The 22,882-nt window shown below is 66.7% G+C and carries 26 protein-coding genes and 1 riboswitch; of the genes, 11 read left to right on the top strand and 15 right to left on the bottom strand.

The genetic code is table 11. The features are described 5' to 3' along the window. Positions 1–2: 2 nt before the first annotated feature. From nadB to ACSAGD_RS04760, 4 genes are all read left to right on the top strand, one after another. Positions 3–1,511, top strand: coding sequence for an L-aspartate oxidase (nadB, locus tag ACSAGD_RS04775; RefSeq protein ID WP_437584587.1), 1,509 nt, complete (start codon positions 3–5; stop codon positions 1,509–1,511). Further along, positions 1,505–2,362 carry a carboxylating nicotinate-nucleotide diphosphorylase gene (gene nadC, locus ACSAGD_RS04770; protein WP_437584586.1) on the top strand — a complete coding sequence of 286 codons (858 nt, stop codon included), beginning with the start codon at positions 1,505–1,507 and terminating at the stop codon, positions 2,360–2,362. The genes nadB and nadC overlap by 7 nt, the downstream gene beginning before the upstream one ends. Before the next feature lies 1 nt (position 2,363). After that, positions 2,364–3,497, top strand: coding sequence for a cysteine desulfurase family protein (locus ACSAGD_RS04765; protein ID WP_437584585.1), 1,134 nt, complete (start codon positions 2,364–2,366; stop codon positions 3,495–3,497). Positions 3,498–3,569: 72 nt separating this feature from the next. Next, a complete protein-coding gene (locus tag ACSAGD_RS04760; protein ID WP_437584584.1) occupies positions 3,570–3,803 on the top strand; it encodes a hypothetical protein in 234 nt (77 codons plus the stop codon). A 10-nt stretch (positions 3,804–3,813) separates the two neighbouring features. Here ACSAGD_RS04760 and ACSAGD_RS04755 read toward each other — a convergent pair whose 3' ends face one another. Then, a complete protein-coding gene (locus ACSAGD_RS04755; RefSeq protein WP_437584583.1) occupies positions 3,814–4,413 on the bottom strand; it encodes a TetR/AcrR family transcriptional regulator in 600 nt (199 codons plus the stop codon). Positions 4,414–4,496: 83 nt separating this feature from the next. On the opposite strand from ACSAGD_RS04755, the gene ACSAGD_RS04750 reads away from it, so the two are divergent. From ACSAGD_RS04750 to ACSAGD_RS04735, 4 genes are all read left to right on the top strand, one after another. Further along, the gene (locus ACSAGD_RS04750) at positions 4,497–5,720 is read left to right on the top strand and encodes an FAD-dependent oxidoreductase (protein WP_437584582.1); all 1,224 of its coding nucleotides are present in this window, start codon (positions 4,497–4,499) and stop codon (positions 5,718–5,720) included. A 159-nt stretch (positions 5,721–5,879) separates the two neighbouring features. Next, positions 5,880–7,730, top strand: a complete 1,851-nt coding sequence (locus ACSAGD_RS04745; protein WP_437584581.1) for a chorismate-binding protein — start codon at positions 5,880–5,882, stop codon at positions 7,728–7,730. Positions 7,731–7,734: 4 nt separating this feature from the next. Beyond that, positions 7,735–8,334, top strand: a complete 600-nt coding sequence (locus tag ACSAGD_RS04740; RefSeq protein ID WP_437584580.1) for a hypothetical protein — start codon at positions 7,735–7,737, stop codon at positions 8,332–8,334. A 112-nt stretch (positions 8,335–8,446) separates the two neighbouring features. Then, positions 8,447–9,121, top strand: a complete 675-nt coding sequence (locus tag ACSAGD_RS04735; protein ID WP_437584579.1) for a hypothetical protein — start codon at positions 8,447–8,449, stop codon at positions 9,119–9,121. A 40-nt stretch (positions 9,122–9,161) separates the two neighbouring features. Here ACSAGD_RS04735 and ACSAGD_RS04730 read toward each other — a convergent pair whose 3' ends face one another. The 9 genes from ACSAGD_RS04730 to thiO form a co-directional block, all read right to left on the bottom strand. Continuing rightward, on the bottom strand, positions 9,162–9,542 hold the full coding sequence (locus ACSAGD_RS04730) for a VOC family protein (RefSeq protein ID WP_437584578.1): 381 nt from the start codon (positions 9,540–9,542) through the stop codon (positions 9,162–9,164). A gap of 33 nt (positions 9,543–9,575) precedes the next feature. Continuing rightward, a complete protein-coding gene (locus ACSAGD_RS04725; protein WP_437584577.1) occupies positions 9,576–10,040 on the bottom strand; it encodes an NUDIX hydrolase in 465 nt (154 codons plus the stop codon). Further along, positions 10,037–10,585, bottom strand: a complete 549-nt coding sequence (locus ACSAGD_RS04720) for a GNAT family N-acetyltransferase (RefSeq protein ID WP_437584576.1) — start codon at positions 10,583–10,585, stop codon at positions 10,037–10,039. The genes ACSAGD_RS04725 and ACSAGD_RS04720 overlap by 4 nt, the downstream gene beginning before the upstream one ends. A gap of 13 nt (positions 10,586–10,598) precedes the next feature. Beyond that, positions 10,599–11,129, bottom strand: coding sequence for a hypothetical protein (locus ACSAGD_RS04715; protein ID WP_437584574.1), 531 nt, complete (start codon positions 11,127–11,129; stop codon positions 10,599–10,601). A gap of 81 nt (positions 11,130–11,210) precedes the next feature. Beyond that, a complete protein-coding gene (locus ACSAGD_RS04710; RefSeq protein ID WP_437584573.1) occupies positions 11,211–11,810 on the bottom strand; it encodes a dienelactone hydrolase family protein in 600 nt (199 codons plus the stop codon). 64 nt (positions 11,811–11,874) lie between these two features. After that, complete coding sequence (gene moeB / locus ACSAGD_RS04705) at positions 11,875–13,119, bottom strand: molybdopterin-synthase adenylyltransferase MoeB (protein WP_437584572.1); 1,245 nt, start codon at positions 13,117–13,119, stop codon at positions 11,875–11,877. After that, positions 13,116–13,856 carry a thiazole synthase gene (locus ACSAGD_RS04700; protein ID WP_437585104.1) on the bottom strand — a complete coding sequence of 247 codons (741 nt, stop codon included), beginning with the start codon at positions 13,854–13,856 and terminating at the stop codon, positions 13,116–13,118. Before ACSAGD_RS04700 ends, moeB begins: the two co-directional genes overlap by 4 nt. A 115-nt stretch (positions 13,857–13,971) precedes the next feature. After that, positions 13,972–14,223 (bottom strand): sulfur carrier protein ThiS, encoded by a 252-nt coding sequence (gene thiS / locus ACSAGD_RS04695; protein ID WP_437584571.1) that lies wholly within the window; start codon positions 14,221–14,223, stop codon positions 13,972–13,974. Then, positions 14,220–15,344 carry a glycine oxidase ThiO gene (thiO, locus tag ACSAGD_RS04690; RefSeq protein WP_437584570.1) on the bottom strand — a complete coding sequence of 375 codons (1,125 nt, stop codon included), beginning with the start codon at positions 15,342–15,344 and terminating at the stop codon, positions 14,220–14,222. The genes thiS and thiO overlap by 4 nt, the downstream gene beginning before the upstream one ends. Then, positions 15,334–15,435: riboswitch (TPP riboswitch) on the bottom strand. Its footprint overlaps the gene before it by 11 nt. A gap of 12 nt (positions 15,436–15,447) precedes the next feature. On the opposite strand from thiO, the gene thiE reads away from it, so the two are divergent. Beyond that, positions 15,448–16,131 carry a thiamine phosphate synthase gene (gene thiE, locus ACSAGD_RS04685; protein ID WP_437584569.1) on the top strand — a complete coding sequence of 228 codons (684 nt, stop codon included), beginning with the start codon at positions 15,448–15,450 and terminating at the stop codon, positions 16,129–16,131. A 75-nt stretch (positions 16,132–16,206) separates the two neighbouring features. Here the strand turns inward: thiE and ACSAGD_RS04680 are convergent, their stop codons facing one another. From ACSAGD_RS04680 to ACSAGD_RS04665, 4 genes are all read right to left on the bottom strand, one after another. Then, the gene (locus ACSAGD_RS04680) at positions 16,207–16,860 is read right to left on the bottom strand and encodes a hypothetical protein (RefSeq protein WP_437584568.1); all 654 of its coding nucleotides are present in this window, start codon (positions 16,858–16,860) and stop codon (positions 16,207–16,209) included. Positions 16,861–16,999: 139 nt separating this feature from the next. Further along, positions 17,000–17,932: an aldo/keto reductase gene (locus tag ACSAGD_RS04675; protein WP_437584567.1), complete on the bottom strand. Its 933-nt coding sequence runs from the start codon at positions 17,930–17,932 to the stop codon at positions 17,000–17,002. A 46-nt stretch (positions 17,933–17,978) separates the two neighbouring features. After that, entirely contained in the window at positions 17,979–18,518 is a 540-nt protein-coding gene (locus ACSAGD_RS04670) for an MOSC domain-containing protein (RefSeq protein ID WP_437584566.1), read from the bottom strand. Between the two features lie 35 nt (positions 18,519–18,553). Continuing rightward, complete coding sequence (locus ACSAGD_RS04665; RefSeq protein ID WP_437584565.1) at positions 18,554–20,461, bottom strand: BCCT family transporter; 1,908 nt, start codon at positions 20,459–20,461, stop codon at positions 18,554–18,556. 175 nt (positions 20,462–20,636) lie between these two features. On the opposite strand from ACSAGD_RS04665, the gene ACSAGD_RS04660 reads away from it, so the two are divergent. Together ACSAGD_RS04660 and ACSAGD_RS04655 are read left to right on the top strand one after the other, a co-directional pair. Continuing rightward, complete coding sequence (locus ACSAGD_RS04660) at positions 20,637–20,843, top strand: RNA polymerase subunit sigma-70 (RefSeq protein ID WP_437584564.1); 207 nt, start codon at positions 20,637–20,639, stop codon at positions 20,841–20,843. Beyond that, entirely contained in the window at positions 20,843–21,361 is a 519-nt protein-coding gene (locus tag ACSAGD_RS04655) for a Clp protease N-terminal domain-containing protein (RefSeq protein ID WP_437584563.1), read from the top strand. Before ACSAGD_RS04660 ends, ACSAGD_RS04655 begins: the two co-directional genes overlap by 1 nt. A gap of 19 nt (positions 21,362–21,380) precedes the next feature. On the opposite strand, the gene ACSAGD_RS04650 is transcribed toward ACSAGD_RS04655, so the two are convergent. Continuing rightward, a complete protein-coding gene (locus tag ACSAGD_RS04650; RefSeq protein ID WP_437584561.1) occupies positions 21,381–22,880 on the bottom strand; it encodes an MFS transporter in 1,500 nt (499 codons plus the stop codon). Positions 22,881–22,882: the final 2 nt, after the last annotated feature.

The raw sequence follows: 22,882 nt of genomic DNA, 5'->3' as shown, positions 1-22,882 counted from the left end.
GCGTGAGCCGGATTCTCATCGTCGGCTCCGGAATCGCTGGGCTGATGACAGCGCTGCAGGCTGCCTCGAAACACGAGGTGACGATCGTCACGAAGGGTGCCCTCGGCGACGGAAGCACGCGCCGAGCGCAGGGCGGCATCGCGGCAGCGCTCACTCCCGACGACAGCACGACCTCGCACATGATCGACACGATCCGCGCAGGCGACGAACTGTGCGCCGAGGACGCTGTGCGCGTGCTCTGTGACGGAGGGCCAGGCGCGATCGACGACCTTGTGTCGCTCGGCGTCGACTTCGACCGAGAAGGAGGCTCCTGGTCACGTGGCCTGGAGGCGGCCCACTCGGCGTCCCGCGTTCTCCACGCTGGGGGCGACGCGACCGGAGCGGCGATCATCGCGGCCCTCACGGAACGTGTGCGCGAGCGTGGCATCCACGTCGTCGAGTCCGCGATGCTCGTCGATCTCGTCGTCGACCGTTCCGTCGTGGGCGCCGACCTGCTCACCGCGGACGGTCTCATCAGGCAGGCGGCTGACGCCGTCGTGCTCGCGACCGGCGGCGCTGGTCACCTCTACCCGCACACGACGAATCCGCCCGGAGCCACCGGTGACGGTGTCGCCGCGGCTCTCCGCGCGGGAGCAGTCGTCTCGGATGCAGAGTTCTACCAGTTCCACCCGACCACACTCGCGACCACGGGCTTCCTCATCTCGGAGGCCCTGCGCGGCGCTGGCGCCGTTCTGCTCGACGAGTCGGGGCGACGCTTCATGACCGAGGTCGACCCCCGCGCCGAGCTTGCGCCCCGAAGCATCGTCGCCCTCGCACTCGCACGCACAATGGCGCGCCAGGGCGGGCGCCCCGCCCTGCTCGACGCGACCGCAGTCCCTCAGCTGACGCGGTGCTTCCCCACCATCTCGCGGTCTGTGCGCGACGCGGGCTTCGACTGGACACGCGAGCCCGTGCCTGTCTCTCCCGCAGCCCACTACTGGATGGGAGGCATCGCGACCGATCTCGACGGCCGCACGACGATCGACGGCCTCTTCGCCGTGGGTGAGACCGCGCGGACGGGAGTTCACGGAGCCAACCGGCTCGCCTCGAACTCCCTGCTCGAGGGGGCGGTCTTCGCCGCACGTGTCGCTGAAGCGCTCCCCGGCAGCGGCATCCGGCGGCATCGCTCGCTCAACTCACCGCCAGAGCTCCCCGTCGCGCCGGAGTTCTCCCGCGACGAGCTGCAGCGCTGCGCGTGGGCATCCCTCGGCCTCGAACGAAGCGAGCGCACTCTCACCGCAGCGTTCGACGAGATCGAGCGCTGGGAGCGCGGCCCCCGTGGCGTCGCTTCCGGGCGCGATGCGCTCGAGAACCGCAATCTGCTGCTTCTCGCCCGCGTCATTGCGCGGCAGGCGCTCGCCCGCCGCGAGAGCCGAGGCGCGCACACCCGACTCGACTATCCGCACGCGGATGACGCGTACGCGCGCTCCGCGTCCACCACCGAATCCGATGAGGAGGCTCTCGCATGCTGAGCCAGGCACAGATCGATCGCGTCGTCCAGATGGCGCTCGATGAGGATGCCCCGTGGGGCGACATCACCAGCGAGGCTTTCCTTCCCGCGGACGCGACAGCCACGGCCACGCTCAGCGCTCGTGAGCCGGGGGTCTTCTCCGGTGGCGACGTCTTCGCCGCTGCGTTTCGACTGACGAATGTGGCAACGGCGACGACTCTGCACGTCGATGACGGCGCACGATTCGAGGCGGGGTCGGTCCTCGCGACCGTGACGGGGCCGGCGCGAGCGCTGCTGCGCGCGGAGCGCATCGGCCTCAACTTCTGTCAGCGCATGTCGGGAATCGCCACGCTCACGCGTGCATTCGTGGATGCCGTCGCCGGCACGGCCACGCACATCGCCGACACGCGCAAGACGACGCCGGGACTCCGCGCACTCGAACGCCATGCCGTACGCTCGGGCGGCGGTCGCAATCATCGGTTCAGCCTCTCGGATGCCGTCATGGCGAAGGACAATCACCTCGCCGTTCTGACGGCTGCCGGTGTCTCCGTGACCGACGCGATAGCGCAGGCACGTGGCCGCCTCAGCCACACGACCACGATCGAGGTCGAGGTCGATCGGCTCGACCAGATCGAGCCCGTGCTCGCGGGCGGCGTCGATGTCATCATGCTCGACAACTTCTCGCTCGACGAGCTGCGTCAGGGCGTGGCGATCGTGGCCGACCGAGCCATCGTGGAGGCGAGCGGAAACGTCACACTCGACACCGTGCGCGCGATCGCTGAGACCGGGGTCGACGTGATCTCATCGGGCGCGCTGACCCACAGCGTCCGCGCGCTGGATCTCGGGCTCGACGTCGTGATCGAGGGGGCCTGACGTGTACCTCGACACGGCAGCCACCGCTCCCGTGCGGCGCGAGGCGCTCGAAGCTGCCTGGCCGTACCTCACGGGAGACTTCGGCAACCCGTCCAGCCACCACAGGATCGGCGAGCGCGCGGCCGAAGCACTGGAGGACGCACGAGCCCGCGTTGCCGCAGTGATCGGGATGCGCACGGGCGACGTCTCGTTCACGAGCGGCGGAACCGAGGCCGACAATCTCGCCGTGATCGGCATCGCCCTCGGCTCGTCCCGCGGTCGGCACCTCGTGACCTCTCCCATCGAGCACGAAGCGGTGCTGGCCTCCGCAGACTTCCTGTCTCGCGTGCACGGCTTCGAGGTCACCTACGTCGACGTCGGGGCCGACGGGTCCGTCACCCAGGAGTCGCTCCGGCGTGCGATCCGCGACGACACCGCTCTCGTGAGCCTCGCCTACGCGAACAACGAGATCGGAACGATCGCCGACATCGTCGCGCTCTCCGCGGTCGCGCGCGAACACGGCATCCCGTTTCACTCCGACTGCGTGCAGGCGGCGGGTTGGCTGCCTCTCGCAGGCCTCGGGGCGGACGCCGTGTCCCTCGCGGGCCACAAAGTCGGTGCGCCGAAGGGGATCGGGGTCGCAGCGATTCGCGGGCGCGTGCCGGTTGAGCCCATCATCCACGGCGGAGGGCAGGAGCGCGGCCGCCGCTCGGGTACCGAGAACGTCGCCTTCGCCGTCGCTCTTGCGACGGCGCTCGAGCTTGCCGAGAACGAGCGCCAGGATGCCGCCGTGCGTGCGGCCCTGGTGCGCGACGCGTTCATCGCCCGCGTTCTCGCCGACGCCCCCGGGGCCTTTCTCACCGGGAGTGCGACGTCTCGCCTGCCAAACCACGCATCGTTCTGCTTCAGCGCGACGAGCGGCGAGGCTGTGCTTCTCGAACTGGAGCGGCGTGGCGTGACGGCATCCTCCGGCTCTGCCTGTGCGGCTGGCAGCGACGAACCGTCGCACGTTCTCACCGCGATCGGCATCGACGGCCCCACGGCTCAGACGAGCGTGCGCTTTACCTTTCCGCCCTCCGCCGAGCCGCAGCACGGAGTTGCCGCCGCGGATGCGGTCGCCGCCGCCGTGCACTCTCTCTCCTCGGCGTTTCTTTGAACCGTGCGGGAGTTCGCTATGACCCGCGATGAGACCGTTGCCGCCGCGCCAGGACGGGGGTACGGTGAGAGCATGAGCACGGCAGAGGAGCCGGTTCGCCGGTCACAGACATCGGATCACACGCAGGATCCTCATTCGGATCATGCGTCAACACACCAGCCTGGGCTTCTGCCCGACTGGCTACCCGCCGCGACGCCCACGGATGGTCAGCCGTACAAGGCGATGCGGCAGCTTCGGGAGCATCCGCCGTCCCACGAGGGGCACATCTACCCCAAGGGCTTCGATTCCGGGGGTTCGCTGATCTGACGGGCGTCGGTCAGGGCGCGAACAGCCGCCGCAGCGCCGCAAGCTGAGCATCCACGAGACCTTCCAGCTGGTCAGCGGGGATCTCGTCCAGGTGGCGCACGCTCCACTCGTCGAACGTGCGGAGCATCGTGAACGCGAGCTCGCCTTGAAGGGAGACCGGAAGATCGGTTCGCACCGCGCCGCACTCTCGGCCGACCGACACGACATCGCGCACCCACTGTTCGGCGGCGGCGAGCACTCGCCGAGCTTCGAGGCTGCCGTCCGGAGCCTGAGTGTCGTAGAGCAGTTGCGCGAGATCGACGTACAGATCATCGCTTGTCAGCACCTGAGTGAGCCGCACGATGAGGTCGACGACGTGCGACCAGTAGCGATCATCGCCGAAGTCCTCCGGTGCGGGAAGATCGAGTGCGCGCGTGAGACGGTGCGACACGTCGGCGATGACCAGGTCGTAGAGCGCGAGCTTCGAGTCCAGCAGGTTGTAGAACGAGCTCTTGCTGAGCCCGCAATGTCGAATGACGGCGTTCAAGGATGCTTGCTCGAAGCCGACCTCGGCGAACTCGCGCGCCGCGGTGCGCACCAGATGCTCTCTGCGTTCCTGGGTGATGGCCACAGCGCGATCCTATCGGCTCTGGACCATTCGGTCCAGAGGGCGTAACCTTGGACCATCTGGTCCACAGCACTGATTGGAGCACCATGTTCTCGCTGACTCCCCTGCAAGCGCAGATCGACGCGGCCGCGGGCGACCCGCTCCGAGTGCTTGTCGTGGGCGCGGGCATCGCCGGCACGACGGCCGCTCAGCTCCTGCGTGTGCGCGGTCTTCACCCCGTGGTGATCGACCGTGCCACCGATCTCACGGAGACCGGCTACATGCTTGCGCTGATGCCGATGGCGGATGCTGCCCTCGATGACCTCGGCGTGCACGATGCCTATCGCGAAGCGAGCACGCACATCGAGAGGTACCGTCTGCTCGACCGGCACGGGAGCACCGTCCGCGAAGACGCCCTCGGCGATCTGCTCAGTGTGTACGGCGACTACCGAGGCATCAGCCGTGGCGCTCTGCTCGACGTGCTCACAGCCTCCGGGGCGCCGGTCTCGACGGAGACCACGGTGACCTCCTTGACAGAGGGAGACGACAGCGTCCACGTTCGGTTCGACGGGCCGAGCGGCCACACGGAGGCGTCCTTCGATCTCGTGATCGTGGCCGACGGCATCCATTCGCGCACCCGTCGCTTCGTACCGGGCGGCCAGAACCCGAGCGAGACCATCACCGACTGGGGCGGCTGGGTCGTCTGGGCGCCCGACGATGGCGACTCCGATCTCGGCGAGGAGCTCTGGGGAGACGGCTTCTTCGTGGGCAGCTACCCGGTGAAGGGTGCGGTCGGCGCGTTCATCGGAGGGCCGACAGCGCAGACGGATGCCGGTCCGGCAGCGTTCGTCGACAGCATCCGTTCGCGCCTCAACGACAGCACGCCGCGACTTCGGCATATTCTGGACGCGGTCGCAGAGGCCGACGATCCGTTCTACTGGGTGCTCGACGACGTGCGGACTCGCCCGTGGGCGACCGGTCGGACGGTGCTCCTCGGTGACGCAGCCGCTGGCTTTCTGCCCACCGCAGGCATCGGTGCCGGTATGGCGATGGAGTCCGCGTGGGTGCTCTGCCGCACGCTCGAGGGCATCGACTCGGGGAACATCCATCGGGCGCTCCACGCGTTCGAAGCGGCGCAGCGCCCACGTGTGGAGAGCGCACAGTCGAACTCGCGGCAGCTCGCTTCTCTCATGTTTCGCCTCAGCACGACGCTCGCGTTCGTCCGCACGCTCGTCATGCGCTTCACGAGCATCAAGATCGCGCTCGGGCCCATCATCCGGCTGCTGCAGAAGCCCACCGCTGTTCCCGAGCTTGCGGAGACGGTCGACTGATGCGCTACCATCGGAGCATGCACACGTCGACGCAACGCCAGTGGTGGGCCGCCTGAAGGCGGATCCACGCGTCGAGCGACGACACACGACCGCCCTTCGAGGCGGTCGTTTCGGTTAAGCGGACGGTCGAGTCGGAGGGCCAGACCGAAAGCGACCCCCATGACCAACTCCTCCCGGCTCCTCCCCCGACTCGCCAGCGGCGACGAGCCGTTCGCGGTGATCCGCCGAGAGAACGAGCCGACCCTCGACGTGCTGATCGGGCAGGTCCGCGATGTCAGTGCGCTCGCAGACATTCCGCTCGATGGCTCCGAGGTTCTCGCGCTCGTGCCCTTCCGTCAGGTGCGAGAGCGCGGCTTCGAAGCGCATGACGACGGCGCTCCCCTGCGCTGCCTCGTCGTGTCGGAGCGAGAGACGATCGATGTGGATGCCGCTCTCGCGCAGCTCCCCCAGACGCCCGCCGACGTCTCCGACGTGCACATCGACATCGACGACGCGGAGTACGCCGAGACGGTGCGCGAGGTCATCGAGAACGAGATCGGCCGGGGCGCCGGAGCGAACTTCGTCATCAGACGCGACGTGGTCGGGCAGACCGCCGAGCCCGCGGCATCCGCTGTTCTCGGCTGGCTGCGCGAGCTGCTCGTGCGGGAGAACGGCGCCTACTGGACCTTTGCGGTGCACACGCCGGACATCTCCCTCGTCGGAGCGACTCCCGAACGACACGTCAGCGTCACAGACGGCGTGGTCGGCATGAATCCCATCAGCGGAACCTTCCGCCATCCCTCAGATGGTCCGACCCCTGAGCAGATGATCGACTTTCTGGGCGACGTCAAGGAGCGCGAGGAACTCGTCATGGTCGTCGACGAGGAGCTCAAGATGATGAGCGCCGTGTGCCCCGAGGGCGGACGCATGCGCGGTCCGTTCCTGAAGCGCATGTCGAAGCTGACGCATACCGAGTATCTGCTTGAGGGACACAGCGACAAGGATGTCCGTGAGGTGCTGCGCCTCACGATGTTCGCGCCGACGGTCACGGGCTCCCCCATGGAGAACGCCTGCCGCGTCATCGCGCGGCACGAGAGGACAGGGCGCCGCTATTACGCGGGCGTCCTCGCCCGGTTCACGCCGACTGCCGCCGGGTATGATCTCGACGCCCCGATTCTCATCCGCACCGCGCACGTGGACGGCTCCGGAACGGTCACGGTCTCGGCCGGCGCGACGCTCGTGCGACACTCGGACCCCGACAGCGAGGTCGCCGAGACGCACGTCAAAGCGTCCGGGGTGCTGAGCGCCCTCGGCATCCTGCCCCGTCGCAGCGGTGGCGGCCGTCTACCCGATGACCCGCGCTACGCCGAGCTTCTCGAACGGCGAAACGACGACCTCGCGACCTTCTGGAGAGCTCCGCAGTCACCCCGGCCGACACGAGGAGCCCGCGTACTCGTCATCGACGCCGGAGACGACTTCACCCGCATGCTCGCGCATCAGCTCACGCACCTCGGATTCGAGGCTCGTGTGGTCGGCTGGGAGCAGGCGGAGCCGAGCACCGACGACGACCTCGTCGTGTTCGGCCCAGGACCCGGCGATCCTCGCAGCACCGAGCAGCGCATCGGACGGATGCGGCGCCTCATCAGCGACCGGGTCTCCTCGGGTCGTCCGATGCTGACCGTCTGCCTCAGCCATCAGATCCTCTCGCTCATGCTCGGGCTCGACGTGGCGCCGCTCACGGCACCGCGCCAGGGCGTTCAGCACACGGTCGATCTCTTCGGAGAGTCAGCGCGCGTCGGCTACTACAACACGTTCTCGGCGTTCGCGACCGCGCGCACGCACACGCCGCGTCTCTCACTCGAGATCGCGAAGGATGCCGCGACAGACGCCGTGCACGCGCTGCGCGGCCCACGCATCGTCTCCGTGCAGGGTCACCTCGAATCCGTGCTGTCTCCCGAAGGTCTTACCGTGCTCGACAGGCTTATTTCCGGTGTCATGGTTTCGGAACCGGTGCTGAGCCAGACAGAATAGAGGGGTGTCATTCTTCTCCCGTCTTCGGCGCCGCAAGCGCACGCGTGATGTCGGGCGCTACGTGCCCCCGCGCACGAAGACGGTCGCGCCCATCGAGCGCGTCGTCGAAGAGGGCGTGATGATCGCTCTCTCGTCGGTGCGGATGGCCGTGAAGAACAACCTCATCGTCAATGCGCTGCGCAATGACGAACGCTACGACGTCGACAAGCTCACCGAGTCCGCGCGCCAACACGTTCTCACGCTCGCGGCGGAGAACGACCAGACGGCGTCTCGCCTTGAGCGTGCCCGCGGCTTCCGAAAGCCCGGACCCGACGATGACGAAGAGCACCGACGCAGGCCGCAGGTGCACCGGATGCTGGCGGAGTCTCTGAGAGAGCGCGCCGACGATGATGAGGCGATGCGGTCGATCATCGAGCGTGCTCGCACGGATGCCTGGGAGGACATCGGCCGTGAGGTTCGAACGCGCATCGGACCACCCGGGTTCGTGCCCGACGAGGACGACGTGTATCAGCGGATGCGCAAGAGCCGCGTGAAGCGACTCGTCGATGTGGATCTCGCGCAGCTCGAGCGCGAGCAGAAGAAGCGCGCGAAAGAGAGCTCCTGAGCGTTCGTCCACAGCGCCTCACGCCGGACCGCTGTCCACACGTCCCGCCTCACACCGCTGCACGCCTGCCTTTCCGCGCCAGCATGGACATTCCACGATGATTGGAGAGTCCATGGACCAGAACGTATTCGCACTGCCGACGACGCGGCTATCCCGTGCCGGGGAGCTCTGGGAGGATCACGACTACGAAGGGCTGATCGCTGGTGTTCGCAGCCGCCAGCCCGTCGACTCGATCGCGCATGATCTTGGTCGCAGCGTCAACGCTGTGCGGGCACGATTGCGCTATCTGCTTCCGGTCGAGGTGCGAGCATGCCCGGCCGATCGCGTTTATGCTGCGGCGGAGCAGGCGTTCGCCGACGAGGCATATGACTGGCGAAAGACCATCCTGGAGTCTCCCCCTCCCGCACCGGTCGTCAGGCCCGCCCCGATCGAACGCCGAGGGTTCGCGGGACTCGACGCCGAGGAGCTCGGGATCGTCGCGTTCGCCCTCGCTCAGGTGGGAGGAAGCGACTGCGCCGACGCACTGTCGCGCGTCTGCGAAGCGCTGGAAGAACAGCCGCTGTCGCTCGACATCGCTGTCGGTCACGCGGGGCGTTGGCTCCGGAGGCGCGGACACCTGCTCGACGGTCCATATGACGTGGACCTCGCTGGCTACAACTGGCTCGCGAACGCTGACGGCTGGCGCACTCCCCGGACGAGCTCGCGCTTCGCAGCGACATACGACTATGGCTGGGAGCCCTCGTACGCCGCGCCGCGAGACCGTGATTCCTGGCAGCCATGGTCATAGCGACACGGGTTCGAGATGCACCGACCGGGGTGCGCTGTGTTCAGGCCAGCGGCGCTTTCAGCCCGAGCAGGTTGCCGTCGGGGTCCGCGATGATCGCATAGCGGCAGCCGAACCAGGCGTCGTTCGGTCGCTGTCGCGGCGCGCCGCCTGCCGCGGTGAGCGCGTCGAACGTCGCGTCAACGTCATCGGCGTCGTCGCAGTCGAGGTCGATGACGGCGCTTCCGCCGCGCTCGCCCGCGTACGTGCTGTCCCACGCCTGCGCGAACTCCGGCAGATGGAACGCCACAACGAGATCATCGCCCGAGAAGCGGGCCGCGCGGTCCCCCATCGCCATGAGCTCCCAGCCGAGGTGGGAGTAGAACTCTCGCGTGCGCTCTAGGTTCGAGACGATGAAGTTGACCTGGACGACGCTGTGGGACATGCGGTCTATGGTGCGCTGGTTCAGCGGCATCCGTCAAGCTTCACGCTGTTCCCCGGCACCGCTTCCGAGCTCGTCCAGCAGATCAGCGAGGTATTCCGGGTAGACGCGTTCCGCGGTTGACCGCAGCTCGTCGGCGCTCCACCAGCGAGCATCGCTGAGCACACGGTGCTCGAGGAGGGTCCGCGCATCGTCCCGCACTGTGAACGGCTCAGCGTGCGCGATGAAGAAGACTTCGTGCTGCGCGTAATCCACGCCGACGTACCGAAAGCTGGCGACACGCTCATGCACCGGCCCGGCGAGGTCCGTTGCGTCGAGGCCGGTCTCCTCCCTGAGCTCACGTGCCGCGGCTTCGATCGCTGTCTCCCCCGCTTCGAGGCCCCCACCGGGCGTGAACCACCAGCTGCCAGCGTCCGGCGCTTCCGGATCGGTTCCGCGCAGCAGGAGGACGCGTCCCGTCGAGTCGAGGAGAAGAACGCGTGCGGCCTCACGATTCCTCACGGCCGCTGCTCGCCCGCGCCCGTCGGAATCCAGAAACGCAGCTTCTCGTCGTCTGCAGGTCCGACGCGTGGCCGCTCGGCATCCGCACCACCGCCACAGGCTTCGATCACCGCACGCGATGCCTCGTTGTCGGCATCGCAGGTCACAAGGGCGGCATCCACACCGTTTCCCGCGAGCGTGTCGAGGCCGTATCGGAGCAGTGCGGTCGCGATGCCTCGACGACGGAACTCGGGCATCACCGCGTAGCCGATGTGTCCACCGAATTCGGCGAGATAGTCATTCAGCTCGAGACGCACCGAGACACGCCCCGCGATGCGACCAGCCACGTCCGCCACGGCGAAGACCGCCGGAACCCGCCCGGGAGCGAGCCGCTCACCGCGCGAGATCGCCGCAATGCGTTCGACATAGTCGCTCCAGGGCTCACCGTCGACGAGGTCGAGGAGGAACGAGAAATCGTCAGCGGCGAGCACATCATGAGCCTGCAGCGCTTGAGTCTCATCGGCGTCGGTCAGCGGACGGATCACGGTTCTCTGCTCGTCATGCATGAGAGCTATGCTCTCACGCCCCCTCGGGTGGATGAAGCAGCAGCTCGACGCGCTCATCGAGGTAACTGCGAACGGGCAGCGCTGCCGAATCGTCGACGTGCGCCGACCATCGCACGCGAACCTCGCCGTTGTGCAGAACGAGGGGACCGCCGGACTCGGCGATGCCCTTCGGTGTCAGCGTGATCGGAGTGGCGTTGAGGTTGATCGTCGTGCCCTCGGCGTACTGGCTCCGCATCGCGGCGGCGCGGTACTCGCGCCGGACCTCCATCGACTGCGCCTGGTACTGCGGCCACCCCGGGTCGACAGCGCGCGTCGTCGTTCCCGCCGCATAGAGCTGACCGTCCGCGTTCAGCAGCACCACGCCGAGTCGCCAAACCTGGTCGATCGTCTGCAGCCGCGACTGCTTCGTGAAGATGATAGCGACCCTACGGGCAGCAACGTACTCCGCAAGCGGCTGCGTGGGGACGCCGGCGTTCGTGAGAGTACGGGCGATCTCGGCACAGCGCTCGGCCAACGCGTCAACCGCAGCATCCGCTTCGCTCATGCTCTCAACGATAGCGACGCACAGGCACGCTGACGGCGCCGTTCCCCCCTGCGCGAATTCTCACCACCGCCGGGTGAGCGGTCACTGCCCGGACGACTCGCCATCCTGACGTGTGTCGATTGACGCAAGGAGCGCTTCAATGCGGCGGAACGCGAGCTCCGCGGCCTCCTCGTCGTAGTCCGGATGGCCGGCCTCCATGAACAGGTGCCCGCTGCCCGGGTAGAGGAAGAGGCTGACTGCATCGTGCGCCGCGTCAAGCTGCTTGGCTGCCGCGGCGTCAGCGGCGAAGTACGGGTCGTCCTTCATCGCGTGGATGTGCACGGGAACACCCTCCGGCCACGGGCCGACGCTCGCGGGGTCGATGCACGCGTACATGAGGATGCCGCCGATGGCACCGGGCCGCGTCTGCAGAAGCGTCTGGGCTGGAGCGGTTCCCATTGAGTAGCCGAGGTACACGATCTCGTCGGGGAGGCCCTGAACCGCGGCCAGCGCGCGCGTCATGAGCGTCTGAACACCGATGCTCTCAGCGAATCGCCCGCCCTCCTCGATCGTGTCGAAGACCTGGCCGTCGTACAGATCGGGAGCGTGCACGAGATGCCCCGACTCACGCAGCCGATCGGCGATGGCATCGAGCGCGACCGTGCGCCCGAGGACATGGTGAAACTGTACGATCTCGGCCATTCTCACATCCGTTTCGGGTTGCCGCTGAGGGGAGGTCCGCAGAGGCTGACCCCCTCACGCTATGTCACACGCGAGAGACTGTCGACCCCGACGGTTCCGCGTGCTCGGCCGACTCGAGGTCGGCCCATGCGTCGATTCCGCCGGTGAGCGAGCGAATGCGGATGCCGTCGGGGCGCTGCCCCGCGAGCGCCTCACGCGCCGCGATCGAACGCACGCCGGCCTTGCAGTAGAGCACGAGCTCGTCGTTCTCTCCGCACGCGGGTGCGACGGCATCCCACCCTCTGCTCTGCACGTCGGCGAGCGGCACGTGAACTGAACCGGGAATCGCGGAGATCGCGCGTTCCCAGTCGTCGCGCACGTCGACGATGACAGGCCCCTCGGTCGTCGGTTCGTTCGTGAGAAGGTCCTGCAGCTCGGCAGCGCTGATCGCGTCGGGGTCGTCCGAGTCGAGAACGCTGTCTTCCACAGCATCGGCCTGACCGGCTTCGATAGCGCAGGTCACGGCGATCTCATCAAGGCTTGTGACCGCTGGCCTGTCAGGATCCACGTCGAAGGCGAGCGTCGAGTAGTCCGCCGTCAGGGCGTCGTAGCGTAGGAGCCGCCCGACTAGCGGCGCTCCGATGCCGCAGATGAGCTTGACTGCCTCCGTCGCCATCGCCGAACCGACCGTGCCGCACAGCACCCCCAGCACGCCGCCCTCCGCGCAGTTCGGTACGGAGTCGGCGTCGGGAACATCGGGAAACAGATCGCGCAGCATGGGGCCGTGACCGGGCCAGAACGTGCTGACCTGCCCCGCGAAGCGGAAGATGGTGCCCCACACGAGCGGCGTACCGGTGAGCTCGGCCGCGTCGTTCGACAGGTAGCGCGTGGCGAAGTTGTCGGCGCCGTCGAGAACGACGTCGTGTCGGGCGAACAGGTCCAGCGCGTTCTCCGGGCTGAGCCTCTCCCGACGAGCTGTCACTGACGCGTGCGGGTCCAGCCGCAACACCGCATCGCGCGCCGACTCCACCTTCGCGCGGCCGATGTCCTCGTTGCGGTGGATGATCTGACGCTGCAGGTTCGACGCCTCCACGACGTCGTGATCGATCACCGTGATCGATCCGACGCCCGCGGCCGCGAGATACTGCAGCGTGGGTGCGCCGAGCCCTCCGGCCCCGATCACGAGGACGGATGCCGCACGAAGCCTCCGCTGCCCATCGAGGCCGACGTTCGGCAGAGCGAGGTGCCGCGAATAGCGTTCGGCCTCACGCGAGTCGAGGGGCCGCCCGGGCTCTACGAGCGGCGGGAACGCGGCCGATGGGCGGCTCACAGGTCCGCCTCCGACGGGCGCGACGTCACCATCCCCGCGAACGGAGACGACGCCAGTGCAAGCGGCCGCTTGGGGATCCGACCGGCGGCGCGCGCCGTCCGACCCGCGTCGACCGCGAGGCGCATCGCACGCGCCATCGCGCCGGCGTCGTGGGCGCGGGTGACGGCGCTCGCCAGCAGAACGGCGTCGCACCCGAGCTCCATCGCGAGAGCGGCATCCGATGCTGTTCCGATTCCCGCGTCGAGCACGATCGGAACATTCGCGCGCTCGATGATCGTCTGGATGTTGTGGGGGTTGAGGATGCCCAGACCGCTGCCGATCGGCGAGCCCGCGGGCATCACGACGGCGACGCCAGCATCCTCGAGTCGCTTCGCGAGCGCCGGGTCGTCGTTCGTGTACGCGAAGACGGTGAACCCGTCGAGCACGAGCTGCTCGGCCGCGGAGAACAGCTCGACCGGATCGGGCAGAAGCGTCTCCTCATCGGCGATGACCTCAAGCTTCACCCACGACGTGTCGAGCGCCTCGCGTGCGAGCTGCGCCGTGAGCACAGCATCGCGCGCGGTGTAGCAGCCGGCCGTGTTGGGCAGAATGCGGATGCCGAGACGGTTCAGCATCGCGAACACGGAGTCCCGGGCTTCGGCGTCGAACCGGCGGATCGCCACCGTCGTCAGCTCAGTAGCCGACGCGATGAGCGCCTCCTCCAGCGTCGTGAGAGAGGTTGCTCCCCCGGTGCCCATGATGAGGCGCGACTCGAGGGAGACGCCGTCGATCACGAGCGGGTCCGCGGCGCTGGCGGCATCCTGCCTGTTTGTGGCCGCCGTCGGCGCCTGCTGGTCTGCGTGCATTGTCATGTCAGCCCCCCTGAACCGCGGTGACGATATCGACGGACTGTCCCGCCGACAGCTGGTGTCCTGCCCACTGGCCCCGTCGCACGACGGCTCCGTCGACGGCTGCGGCGACACCGAGGCGCGAGCCGTCTTCCGGCGTTCCGTCGGCAGCGAGCGGTTTGCCCGTGAGCTCCGTCACGAGGTGCGCGAGCGTGCTGTCGGCGACGACGTCTCGGGGGTCGCCGTTCACGGTGATTGTGATTGTCTGATCGGTCATCGTGGTACTCCCTGTCGAAGAAGTGAGAATCGGTTGGGGTCGACGGTTCGCAGGAGCTCGTCGTCGGGAGGGGCGCCCGTGACGAGGTCGGCCGTCAGCTCGGAGCCGAGAGGTGTCAGCAGGATGCCGTGGCGGAAGTAGCCGGTCGACACGACGCAGCCGTCGTCGACGCGCCCGATCATGGGGACGTCATCGGGAGATCCCGGCCGTGCTCGAGCGGTGATGTCGGTGATCTCGCACTCCTCGACACCGGGGACGACCCGCTCGATGTCTCGCAGCAGCTGGTGCACTCCCCCGGCGCTGATGCCGCTCACGCCGTCTTCGCGCACGGAAGCGCCGAGCACGAGGCTGCCGTCTGGCCGCGGCACAAGGTACACCGGGCGGCCGCGGACGAGACCGCGGATCGTCCGCGTCACGAGAGGGCGCAGCGGACGCGGCGCGCTGAGTCGAAGCACGTCGCCCCAGACGCGGCGCAGCGGCAGCTCGGGCATCCCTTCGATCTGGCCTGCGTCTGCTCCCGCGCAGACGACAACCTGATCGGCAACGAGATTCTGGCCGTCAGCGAGAGCCACACCTCGTGTGCGTGTGCCGTCGCTGATGAGCGCCTCGACGCGGTGTCGAACGAGACTCCCGCCGAGGAGGCTCAGCAGCGCCGCGACGACACGACGTGGGTCGATGCTGTGGTCGCCGGAGAGCCGGACTGCGGCCGCGACTCCCGGCGCAAGGGCGGGCTCGAGCTGTCTGGCGGCTGACCCGGTGATGACGTCGACGGCGAGGCCGAGTGAACGCTGCAGGTCTGCGAGCTCGATGAGCGATGCCCTGTCGGCGGCATCTCCCGCGCAGACGAGCGTTTCGGTGCGCGAATAGTGCAGATCGTGTCCGGATGCCGCCGCGAGCCGCTCGGCGAACGCAGGGTAGCGCTCCGCAGAGCGCATCATGAGCGGGTACAGCGGAGTCTGACCCCACACGACTTCGGATGCCGGGGCCAACATGCCCGCCGCGGCGTGACTTGCCCCCTCCCCGGGGCTCGGGTCGACGATCGTGACCGACCATCCGCGCTCGACGAGACGCCAGGCGGTGGCGAGTCCGATGATTCCGGCTCCGACGATGACAGCGTGCATCCGTTCCTCCCTACGGCGGCATGATCCGCATCAGGTCTAGCGGTCGGCACGTGGCCCTCTCAGCCTCAACGAGGCTCCCGCGAACTTCCTCTACTCTAGGCACATGCTCACAAATCTGCGACCTGTGACGACGCCCGACGCCGATCTGCGCGCTGCCAGGCTCGATGCTCTCGAGCACGCTCGACTGTACGTCTGCACCGATGCACGGCGTGATCGCGGTGATCTGGCACGGTTTCTCGACTCCGCGTACGCGAACGGGGTCGACATCATCCAGCTGCGCGACAAGTCGATCGAAGCGCGAGACGAGATCGAGGCCCTCGAAGTGCTCTCCGCCGCCGCGAAACGCCACGGCAAGCTCTTCGCCGTGAACGACCGTGCCGATGTGGCGGCGCTCGTGGGTGCCGATGTGTTCCATGTCGGGCAGGGGGATCTCTCCAGCGAACAGGCCCGAGCCATTCTCGGTCCCGATGTGATCCTGGGCCGCTCGACTCATTCGATCGGTCAGGCTGAGGCCGCTGACGACGATACGGACATCGACTACTTCTGCGTGGGTCCTGTCTGGGAGACGCCGACGAAGCCCGGGCGTGAGGCCGTCGGGCTCGACCCGGTTCGCCGCGCCGCCGACTTCGCGCACAAGCCGTGGTTTGCGATCGGCGGCATCACCGGAGGGATGCGTCTCGACCGAGTGGTCGGGGCCGGAGCATCCCGCATCGTCGTCGTCCGCGCAGTGACCGACGCCGACAACGTAGGCCGCGCCGCACGTGCGCTGCGTGACCGCCTCGACTGAGTTATCACACGCCTCGAAGCAGAGAGCTGCGCCCCGACCGAGGTCGGGGCGCACTTCTGTATTCAGATCAGCGAATCACTTCTTCCACGCGATCGGCTCACCATCGAAGTAGTTGTAGTCGGTGTCGTTCGGAGCCCACGCCGTGTAGCCGAACTCGGAGCCATCCGGAACAGCGAAGATGAGGCACGTGTCGAGCGGTTCGCCCTCGTCGTTCTCCTCCTCCATATACTGGTTGTCACACGGCTCGAAGTTTCCGATCATGTTGATCGGGGCGAGGCGGTTGTCGTCGGCGTCGAAGGCGTACATTCCATCTGTCGGGTCCTTGCCGTCGAGCTCGAACTCGAAGGGCTCGAGCTTGGTGGCTGTGACGCTGACGTAGTACGGCGTGTAGCCCTCAAGCTTCTCGAGGAAGTCGTCACCGGCCTCCTTGAAGTCAGAGATCGGAGCCTCGGCCACGTCGGTCACCGTGATCTCGAGCTGCTGCTCGCCGTCATCGGTGTCTGGGAAGATGACCGTTGCGGAGTCGCCGAGCGACAGCTCGGTGCCCGGTGCCGTCAGGTCTCCAGCCTCGCCGCCCTCGTCCTCCTCGGCCGGCTGCTCGGTGGTCTCCTCAGCCTCGGTCGACTGTTCGGTGTCGTCGACTGGCTGATCGTCCGACGCTCCGGAACATCCCGTCAGGACGAGCGCCAGAATGCCGATGGTCGATGTCATCAGGATGCGCTTGCGCATTTCTTCCCCCATCTCTCGGTGCTGAGTTGCTGTAGGACTACGCTACGGAAACACGGGCGGAAGACGCCATGGGGATGGGTTGTTCTCCCCATGACCGGCGATATTCAAAGTGATCAGCGGCTCATCTGCGGTTCTCTGCTTAGGGGACCCGATGGCCGGCGGCTCGCGTCAGCTCGTACCACTCCGCACGGCTGAGCGGAAGGTCCGAGCCCGCCGCGGCCTCAGTGACCCGGCTCGGTGTCGTGGTTCCGAGCACCACCTGCATGTGGGCGGGATGCCGCGTGATCCACGCGGTCGCGATGGCGATCGGCGCTACCTCGTACTGCGTGGCGAGACGTTCGATCACCGTGTTCAGCTCCGGGTACTCGCTCGAGCCGAGGAACACCCCGGTGAAGAACCCGGCTTGGAACGGCGACCAGGCCTGAACCGTGATGTCGTTGAGACGGCAGTAGTCGAGCACTCCCCCATCGCGCATGATCGACTGCGGCTCGTCACCCATATTCGCCGCCAGTCCCTGCGCCACGAGGGGCGCATGAGTGATCGAGAGCTGCAGCTGGTTCGCCACGATCGGCTGAGTGACCGAGCGTTTCAGCAGCTCGATCTGCAGCGGCGTGTGGTTCGATACGCCGAAGGCTCGGACTTTGCCTGCCGTGTGGAGCTCGTCGAAGGCCTTAGCCACGTCGTCCGGCTCGACGAGGGCATCGGGCCGGTGAAGCAGCAGGACGTCGATGTAGTCCGTCTGCAGTGCGCTGAGCGACCCCTCCACGGAACGAATGATGTGCTCGTGGGAGAAATCGAAGTACGGACCGTCGGGCACGATGCCGCACTTGGTCTGAATCGTCAGCGCCTCGCGCTCGGCGGAAGTGAGCTTCATCGCCTCAGAGAAACGCCGCTCGCAGGCGTGCAGCTCCGGGCCGTAGATGTCGGCGTGATCGATGAAGTCGATGCCGGCATCGCGGGCGGTGTGGACAAGCTCACGAACCTGTTCGTCCGTCTTGTCGGCGATGCGCATGGCTCCGAGCACGACGTTCGGTGCGTCGATATCGGTTCCGGCCAGGGTGATTCTCTTCATGGAATACGTGCTCCTCGGGGGGTCTCTCTCAACGCCACGGTCTCGATCAGACCGGGGCGAGTCTGTGGTGGGGCTCAGGGGGCAGGTCGACCACGATCTCATCTCCGGGCCTGATCACTCCGCCTCGCGATACGACGCCCATGACTCCCGCCAGCCGCTCGATCTCGCCTGATTCATCGGTTCGGAGAACTTGCTTCATGAGTCCCTCCTGAAGCCCGTTGATCTGATGGCAGGGGTTGCGCAGCCCCATCACGGTGATGACGGCGTCTCCGATGGAGAGACGCGTGCCGACGGGCAGTGAGAGGATGTCCAGCCCGGTCGTCGTCAGGTTCTCCCCCATCTGGCCCGGTTCGACGTGGAACCCCGCCACTGCGAGGTCGTCGAACAGCTCTGCGTGAAGCAGATGCACCTGGCGCAGGTTCGGCGTCGAGGGGTCGCGCTTCACACGCGAGACGTGCTGAACGGTCGCACCGGCGTGCGCATCTCCAGCGACTCCGAACCCTTCGACGAGCTCGATCTCATCGACGGTGGGCTTGCTGAACGAGTGGGTGCGGCTTCTGTGAACGCCGAGCACGGATGCTGTCATACCGACAGTCTCACACGCCACCCACGCGTCAGTCGTCACTGCTCGTCGCGGCCCGGGTCAACGGGTTTCTCGCCGCTCGGAGCGTCAGCGGCATCCTGCCCCGCACCGTCATTGCGGTGCTCTTTCTTGGCTGCCGCCGCATCCGCTGTCCGCTTGCGAGCGAAGCGCCACTTCTTTGACGTCTCCGCGGCGTCGTCGTCCATCGGTTCAACGGGCACAGCGGTCGTGAGTTCGAACGCTCCCTCGTGCTTCTCGACTCCGGTGACAACGCTCTCGACAAGGACTCGCCGAGCCAGCTGACCCCGGAGCACAAGGGGATCCTTGGAGAGGTCCTTCCACAGTGCGACACAGAGCAACAGCATCACGAGCACGAACGGAACAGCAGAGACGATCGTGATGTTCTTCAATCCGTTGAGCGCCTCGGCCGGGTTATCGCCGCCGGCGAGGAGCATGACTGCGGCGACCGCGCCCGTCGCAACGCCCCAGAAGAGAGTGAGTTTCTTCATCGGCTCGGCGGCGCCGTTCTCGGAGAGCCCGGCCATCACGATGGAGGCCGAGTCCGCACCTGTCACGAAGAAGATCGCCACCAGGACGACGGCGAGCCCCATGAGCACGAATACCACCCACTGCGGCACCGGCATGTGCGTCAGCAGGTCGAAGAGGATCGTGTCGAAGTCGATGTCGGGCACTCCGTCGACCATCTGAGCGAGCATGTTCGTCGTGTCACCGGCTTTCTCCGCGCGCTCCTGCAGCCCGATCGCCCCGCCGCCGAAGATCGCGAACCAGATGACTGATATCGCAGATGGCACGAGCAGAACGCCCGTCACGAACTGGCGAATCGTGCGGCCGCGTGAGATGCGCGCGATGAAGAGTCCGACGAAGGGCGTCCACGACACCCACCATGCCCAGTAGAAGATCGTCCAGGTCGACATCCACTCGGCCAGCTTGGGGGCGTCGCCGGCGGGAGTGCGGGAGGCCATCTCCGGCAGGTCGCCGATGAACGCGCCGATCGCATCGGGGATGACGTTGAGGATGAACAGCGTCGGGCCGCCGATGAACACGATGACGGCCAGCAGCACGGCCAGCACCATGTTGATGTTGGAGAGCCACTGGATGCCGCGCTCGATGCCCGACACTGCCGAAGCGACGAACAGAGCGGTGAGGATGGCGATCACGGTCACGGTGAGGCCGGTGCCGACGTTCTCCATGATGCCCGTCGATTCGAGCCCGCCCCCGATCTGCAGGGCGCCGAGACCGAGAGAGCACGCCGACCCGAAGAGCGTCGCGAGGATCGCCAGGATGTTGATAATCTTTCCACCCCAGCCGTTGACCGCTTTCTGGCCGAACAGGGATGTGAACATCGAGGAGAACAGCTGAGTGCGGCCGAGCCGGTAGGTGCCGTAGGCCATGCCGAGACCGACGATCGCGTACATGCCCCACGGGTAGAGCGTCCAGTGGAACATGGTCGTCCCCATCGCGGTGCTCACCGCTGCGGGAATCTGCCCGTCGACCGTGCCGGGTGGTGGAGACATGTAGAAGAAGAGCGGCTCACCAACGCCGTAGAAGATCAGGCCAATGCCCATGCCGGTCGCGAACATCATCGCGATCCAGGAGGACGTCCGGAATTCCGGCCCCTCTCCGTCTTTGCCCAGCGGGATCGCACCGAAGCGGCTCACGGCGACCACGATCACGAAGACCGTGAAGACGGTGGCGGCGATGACGAAGAGCCAACCGAGGTTCTTGATCGTCCCGTTCAGCGCTGCATCAGCGACGGTTCCGAGTCCGTCGGGTGAGACGAAGCCCCAGGTGACGAATGCGACGGCGAGAATGGCGGCGACGGTGAAGACCACCCAGTCGATGCCCCGTTTATTCTGCTGCTTTCGACGTTTGGTCGCGGCCTTGAGCTGGTTGATGAGTTCTTCGGTGGAATCAGGAGTGCTCATGGTGATCTGCCCGGCCCCCGAAGACGCGCCAGGCAACCAGTCCCTTCTGTCTCACTTTTCGATTGCCTTTTCACAATAAGGGCGCTACACCCATCGTCAAAGCTTCTCGACCGCGTGTGGGCGGAGTTTGTCAATATTGGTTGACGCCAAAAACTCCGTCAACTACAGTTGACACATGGTCAAGGACGAAATGGAAGCCGCGACAAGCGACGACCCCCGAATGGGGCTTCGCGCGGTTCGCTCCCTGCGAGAGCTCGCCGATCGGCTTGAAGTGCTCCACGTGGCGCATGGACGAGATCAGGGCATGTCCTGGCAAGAGATCGCGGATGCACTGGGGGTCACACGCCAGGCGGCACACAAGAAACACGGAAGGACCCGCTGATGTTCGAAAAGTTCACTCATACTGCCCGGGCCGCGGTCATGGACGCCCAGGAGCAGGCGTTACGCTGCGACGCAAAGATGATCGACACGTCCCATCTCCTCCTCGCGGTGATCGAAGCCGCTGACGATTCAGCAGCGCTCCTCCGCGAGTACCTGCCTGACGACGAGGCACTGAACGCGCTCTACTCGGCTGCGACGTCCGAATTGGATCCCGCTGCGTTGACATCGCTCGGCATCGACCTCACCGCGGTATCAAAGAAGGCGGATACCGTATTCGGCCCGGGCGCGCTTTCCGCGTCGCACAAGAAACGCAGGCACATGCCGTTCGCGCACGAGGCGAAGCGCTGTCTAGAGCTTGCCCTTCGGGAAGCCGTCAAGCGTTCAGATCGAGAAATCAGCACGCGACACATTCTTCTCGGAATTCTCCGCGAAGAATGCGCGGGTCGCACGGCGCTGAGCCACCAGGGCGTCGATACAACCGCCCTCCAAACCCGCCTACGACGGTCAGACGCGGCATGAAAGAGGCCGCTCGCGCTGCTCAGGAGACCGTATCGAAGCCATTTCCGCGCGCTCTGTCACGGGCATCCTTCAATGCGACCACCAGTGCCGCGATCACGACCAGCCCGATCGCGCTGAACCCGACGGTGACGGCGATAGCCCAGGATGCCTGCGACAGCGTGGCGAAGACGAGCGCGGTGATCACGGCGATGCCGATCGAGGTGCCGATGCGCTGACCGGTCTGCATGATCGCCCCCGAGCTTCCCGCGTATTGCAGAGGAACCTCAGCAAGGGTCAGCGTCTGGTTCGGGCTGATGACCGAGCCCTGGGCGATCCCGATGAAGGAGAGGGAGAGCAGCAGCCACCACTCGCTCAGCACGCCGCTGTCGTGCAGAAGCACCACCGCGATGCTGAGCCCGAGCCCGACAAGTCCGATGAGAAGTCCGCCGATCACGACCTTGCGTCCGAGTCGAGCGACGCGGTAGCCCGCCCACGTGGACGCGAACGCCGACAGTATGGCCGACGGGATGCCGATGAGACCCGCAGCCGAGGCCGACCAGCCGAGTCCCTCCTGCATGTACAGAGCGATGAGCACCCATACACTCGTCATACCGAGGAAGTACAGAGTGACGATGACCGTTCCGTTGGCGAAGCTCTTCGTCGAGAAGATCTTCAGATCGACCATGGGGCTGCGTCCAATGCGCGCGTAGCGCTTCTCCCACGCCACCCACGCGACGACGAGGGCGAGCCCGGCGGGAATCAGCAGCCAGATCGTGGCCGGAGCCGTGGTTTCGACGAACGGGAAGAGGAGTGCCAGAACGGCGAGCCCGAGGAGGACCGCGCCGACGGCATCCATGGATCTCCCACGTTGACGCACCTCGACGACGTCGGCGGTCACTGCCTTCTGCCGGAGTCGGATCAGCGGACGCGGGAACCAGATGAGGGCGAGAATGATCGTGAGGATGCCGATCGGCACGTTCACCAGAAAGGTGAGCCGCCAGCCGATCTCAGGGCCGCCGAGATCGATCAGAAGCCCTCCGAGTACGGGGCCGATGGCGACGGAGACGCCAACAGCGCTCCCGAAATAGCCGAAAGCCTTGCCGCGCTCAGCGCCGCGGAAATACTGCTGGATCATGCCGACGCCCTGCGGATTCAGCAGCCCAGACCCGACGCCCTGCACGAAGCGAGAGATGTTCAGCCACTCGGCGTTCGGAGCGAAACCGGCCGCGACGGAGGAAGCCGTGAATACGATCACACCGAGGATGAAGATTCCGCCCCGCCCCATTATGTCGCCGGCGCGTCCCGCAGCGACCAGAACGATGCCGAACGTCAGGGCATAGCCCGAGAGCACCCACTGCAGATCAGACTGGGTCGCGCCGAGACCGTGCTGGATGGATGGGAGCGCGACGTTGACGATGCTCACGCCGATGAGCGACATGAAGATCGCCGTGAGCAGCACCCAGAGCACGCGCCAGCGCACGGGGTCTGGCGTGGCGTCAGGATCCGACGTGTTTGGGTTGAGTGCTTCTCGCGCGGTCATGT

It is taken from the genome of Paramicrobacterium salitolerans (genome assembly GCF_051513965.1).
Classification (GTDB): domain Bacteria; phylum Actinomycetota; class Actinomycetes; order Actinomycetales; family Microbacteriaceae; genus Paramicrobacterium.
This window is presented reverse-complemented; position numbering and strand designations above follow the sequence as displayed.

Bases quoted from the DNA above. Each gene is read 5' to 3' on its own strand.
- nadC (WP_437584586.1), top strand. From the start codon at position 1,505: ATGCTGAGCCAGGCACAGATCGATCGCGTCGTCCAGATGGCGCTCGAT.
- ACSAGD_RS04760 (WP_437584584.1), top strand. From the start codon at position 3,570: ATGAGCACGGCAGAGGAGCCGGTTCGCCGGTCACAGACATCGGATCAC.
- ACSAGD_RS04750 (WP_437584582.1), top strand. From the start codon at position 4,497: ATGTTCTCGCTGACTCCCCTGCAAGCGCAGATCGACGCGGCCGCGGGC.
- ACSAGD_RS04745 (WP_437584581.1), top strand. From the start codon at position 5,880: ATGACCAACTCCTCCCGGCTCCTCCCCCGACTCGCCAGCGGCGACGAG.
- ACSAGD_RS04735 (WP_437584579.1), top strand. From the start codon at position 8,447: ATGGACCAGAACGTATTCGCACTGCCGACGACGCGGCTATCCCGTGCC.
- ACSAGD_RS04730 (WP_437584578.1), bottom strand. From the start codon at position 9,542: ATGTCCCACAGCGTCGTCCAGGTCAACTTCATCGTCTCGAACCTAGAG.
- ACSAGD_RS04720 (WP_437584576.1), bottom strand. From the start codon at position 10,585: ATGCATGACGAGCAGAGAACCGTGATCCGTCCGCTGACCGACGCCGAT.
- ACSAGD_RS04715 (WP_437584574.1), bottom strand. From the start codon at position 11,129: ATGAGCGAAGCGGATGCTGCGGTTGACGCGTTGGCCGAGCGCTGTGCC.
- ACSAGD_RS04710 (WP_437584573.1), bottom strand. From the start codon at position 11,810: ATGGCCGAGATCGTACAGTTTCACCATGTCCTCGGGCGCACGGTCGCG.
- ACSAGD_RS04700 (WP_437585104.1), bottom strand. From the start codon at position 13,856: ATGGGCACCGGGGGAGCAACCTCTCTCACGACGCTGGAGGAGGCGCTC.
- thiS (WP_437584571.1), bottom strand. From the start codon at position 14,223: ATGACCGATCAGACAATCACAATCACCGTGAACGGCGACCCCCGAGAC.
- thiO (WP_437584570.1), bottom strand. From the start codon at position 15,344: ATGCACGCTGTCATCGTCGGAGCCGGAATCATCGGACTCGCCACCGCC.
- thiE (WP_437584569.1), top strand. From the start codon at position 15,448: ATGCTCACAAATCTGCGACCTGTGACGACGCCCGACGCCGATCTGCGC.
- ACSAGD_RS04680 (WP_437584568.1), bottom strand. From the start codon at position 16,860: ATGCGCAAGCGCATCCTGATGACATCGACCATCGGCATTCTGGCGCTC.
- ACSAGD_RS04675 (WP_437584567.1), bottom strand. From the start codon at position 17,932: ATGAAGAGAATCACCCTGGCCGGAACCGATATCGACGCACCGAACGTC.
- ACSAGD_RS04670 (WP_437584566.1), bottom strand. From the start codon at position 18,518: ATGACAGCATCCGTGCTCGGCGTTCACAGAAGCCGCACCCACTCGTTC.
- ACSAGD_RS04665 (WP_437584565.1), bottom strand. From the start codon at position 20,461: ATGAGCACTCCTGATTCCACCGAAGAACTCATCAACCAGCTCAAGGCC.
- ACSAGD_RS04660 (WP_437584564.1), top strand. From the start codon at position 20,637: ATGGTCAAGGACGAAATGGAAGCCGCGACAAGCGACGACCCCCGAATG.
- ACSAGD_RS04655 (WP_437584563.1), top strand. From the start codon at position 20,843: ATGTTCGAAAAGTTCACTCATACTGCCCGGGCCGCGGTCATGGACGCC.
- ACSAGD_RS04650 (WP_437584561.1), bottom strand. From the start codon at position 22,880: ATGACCGCGCGAGAAGCACTCAACCCAAACACGTCGGATCCTGACGCC.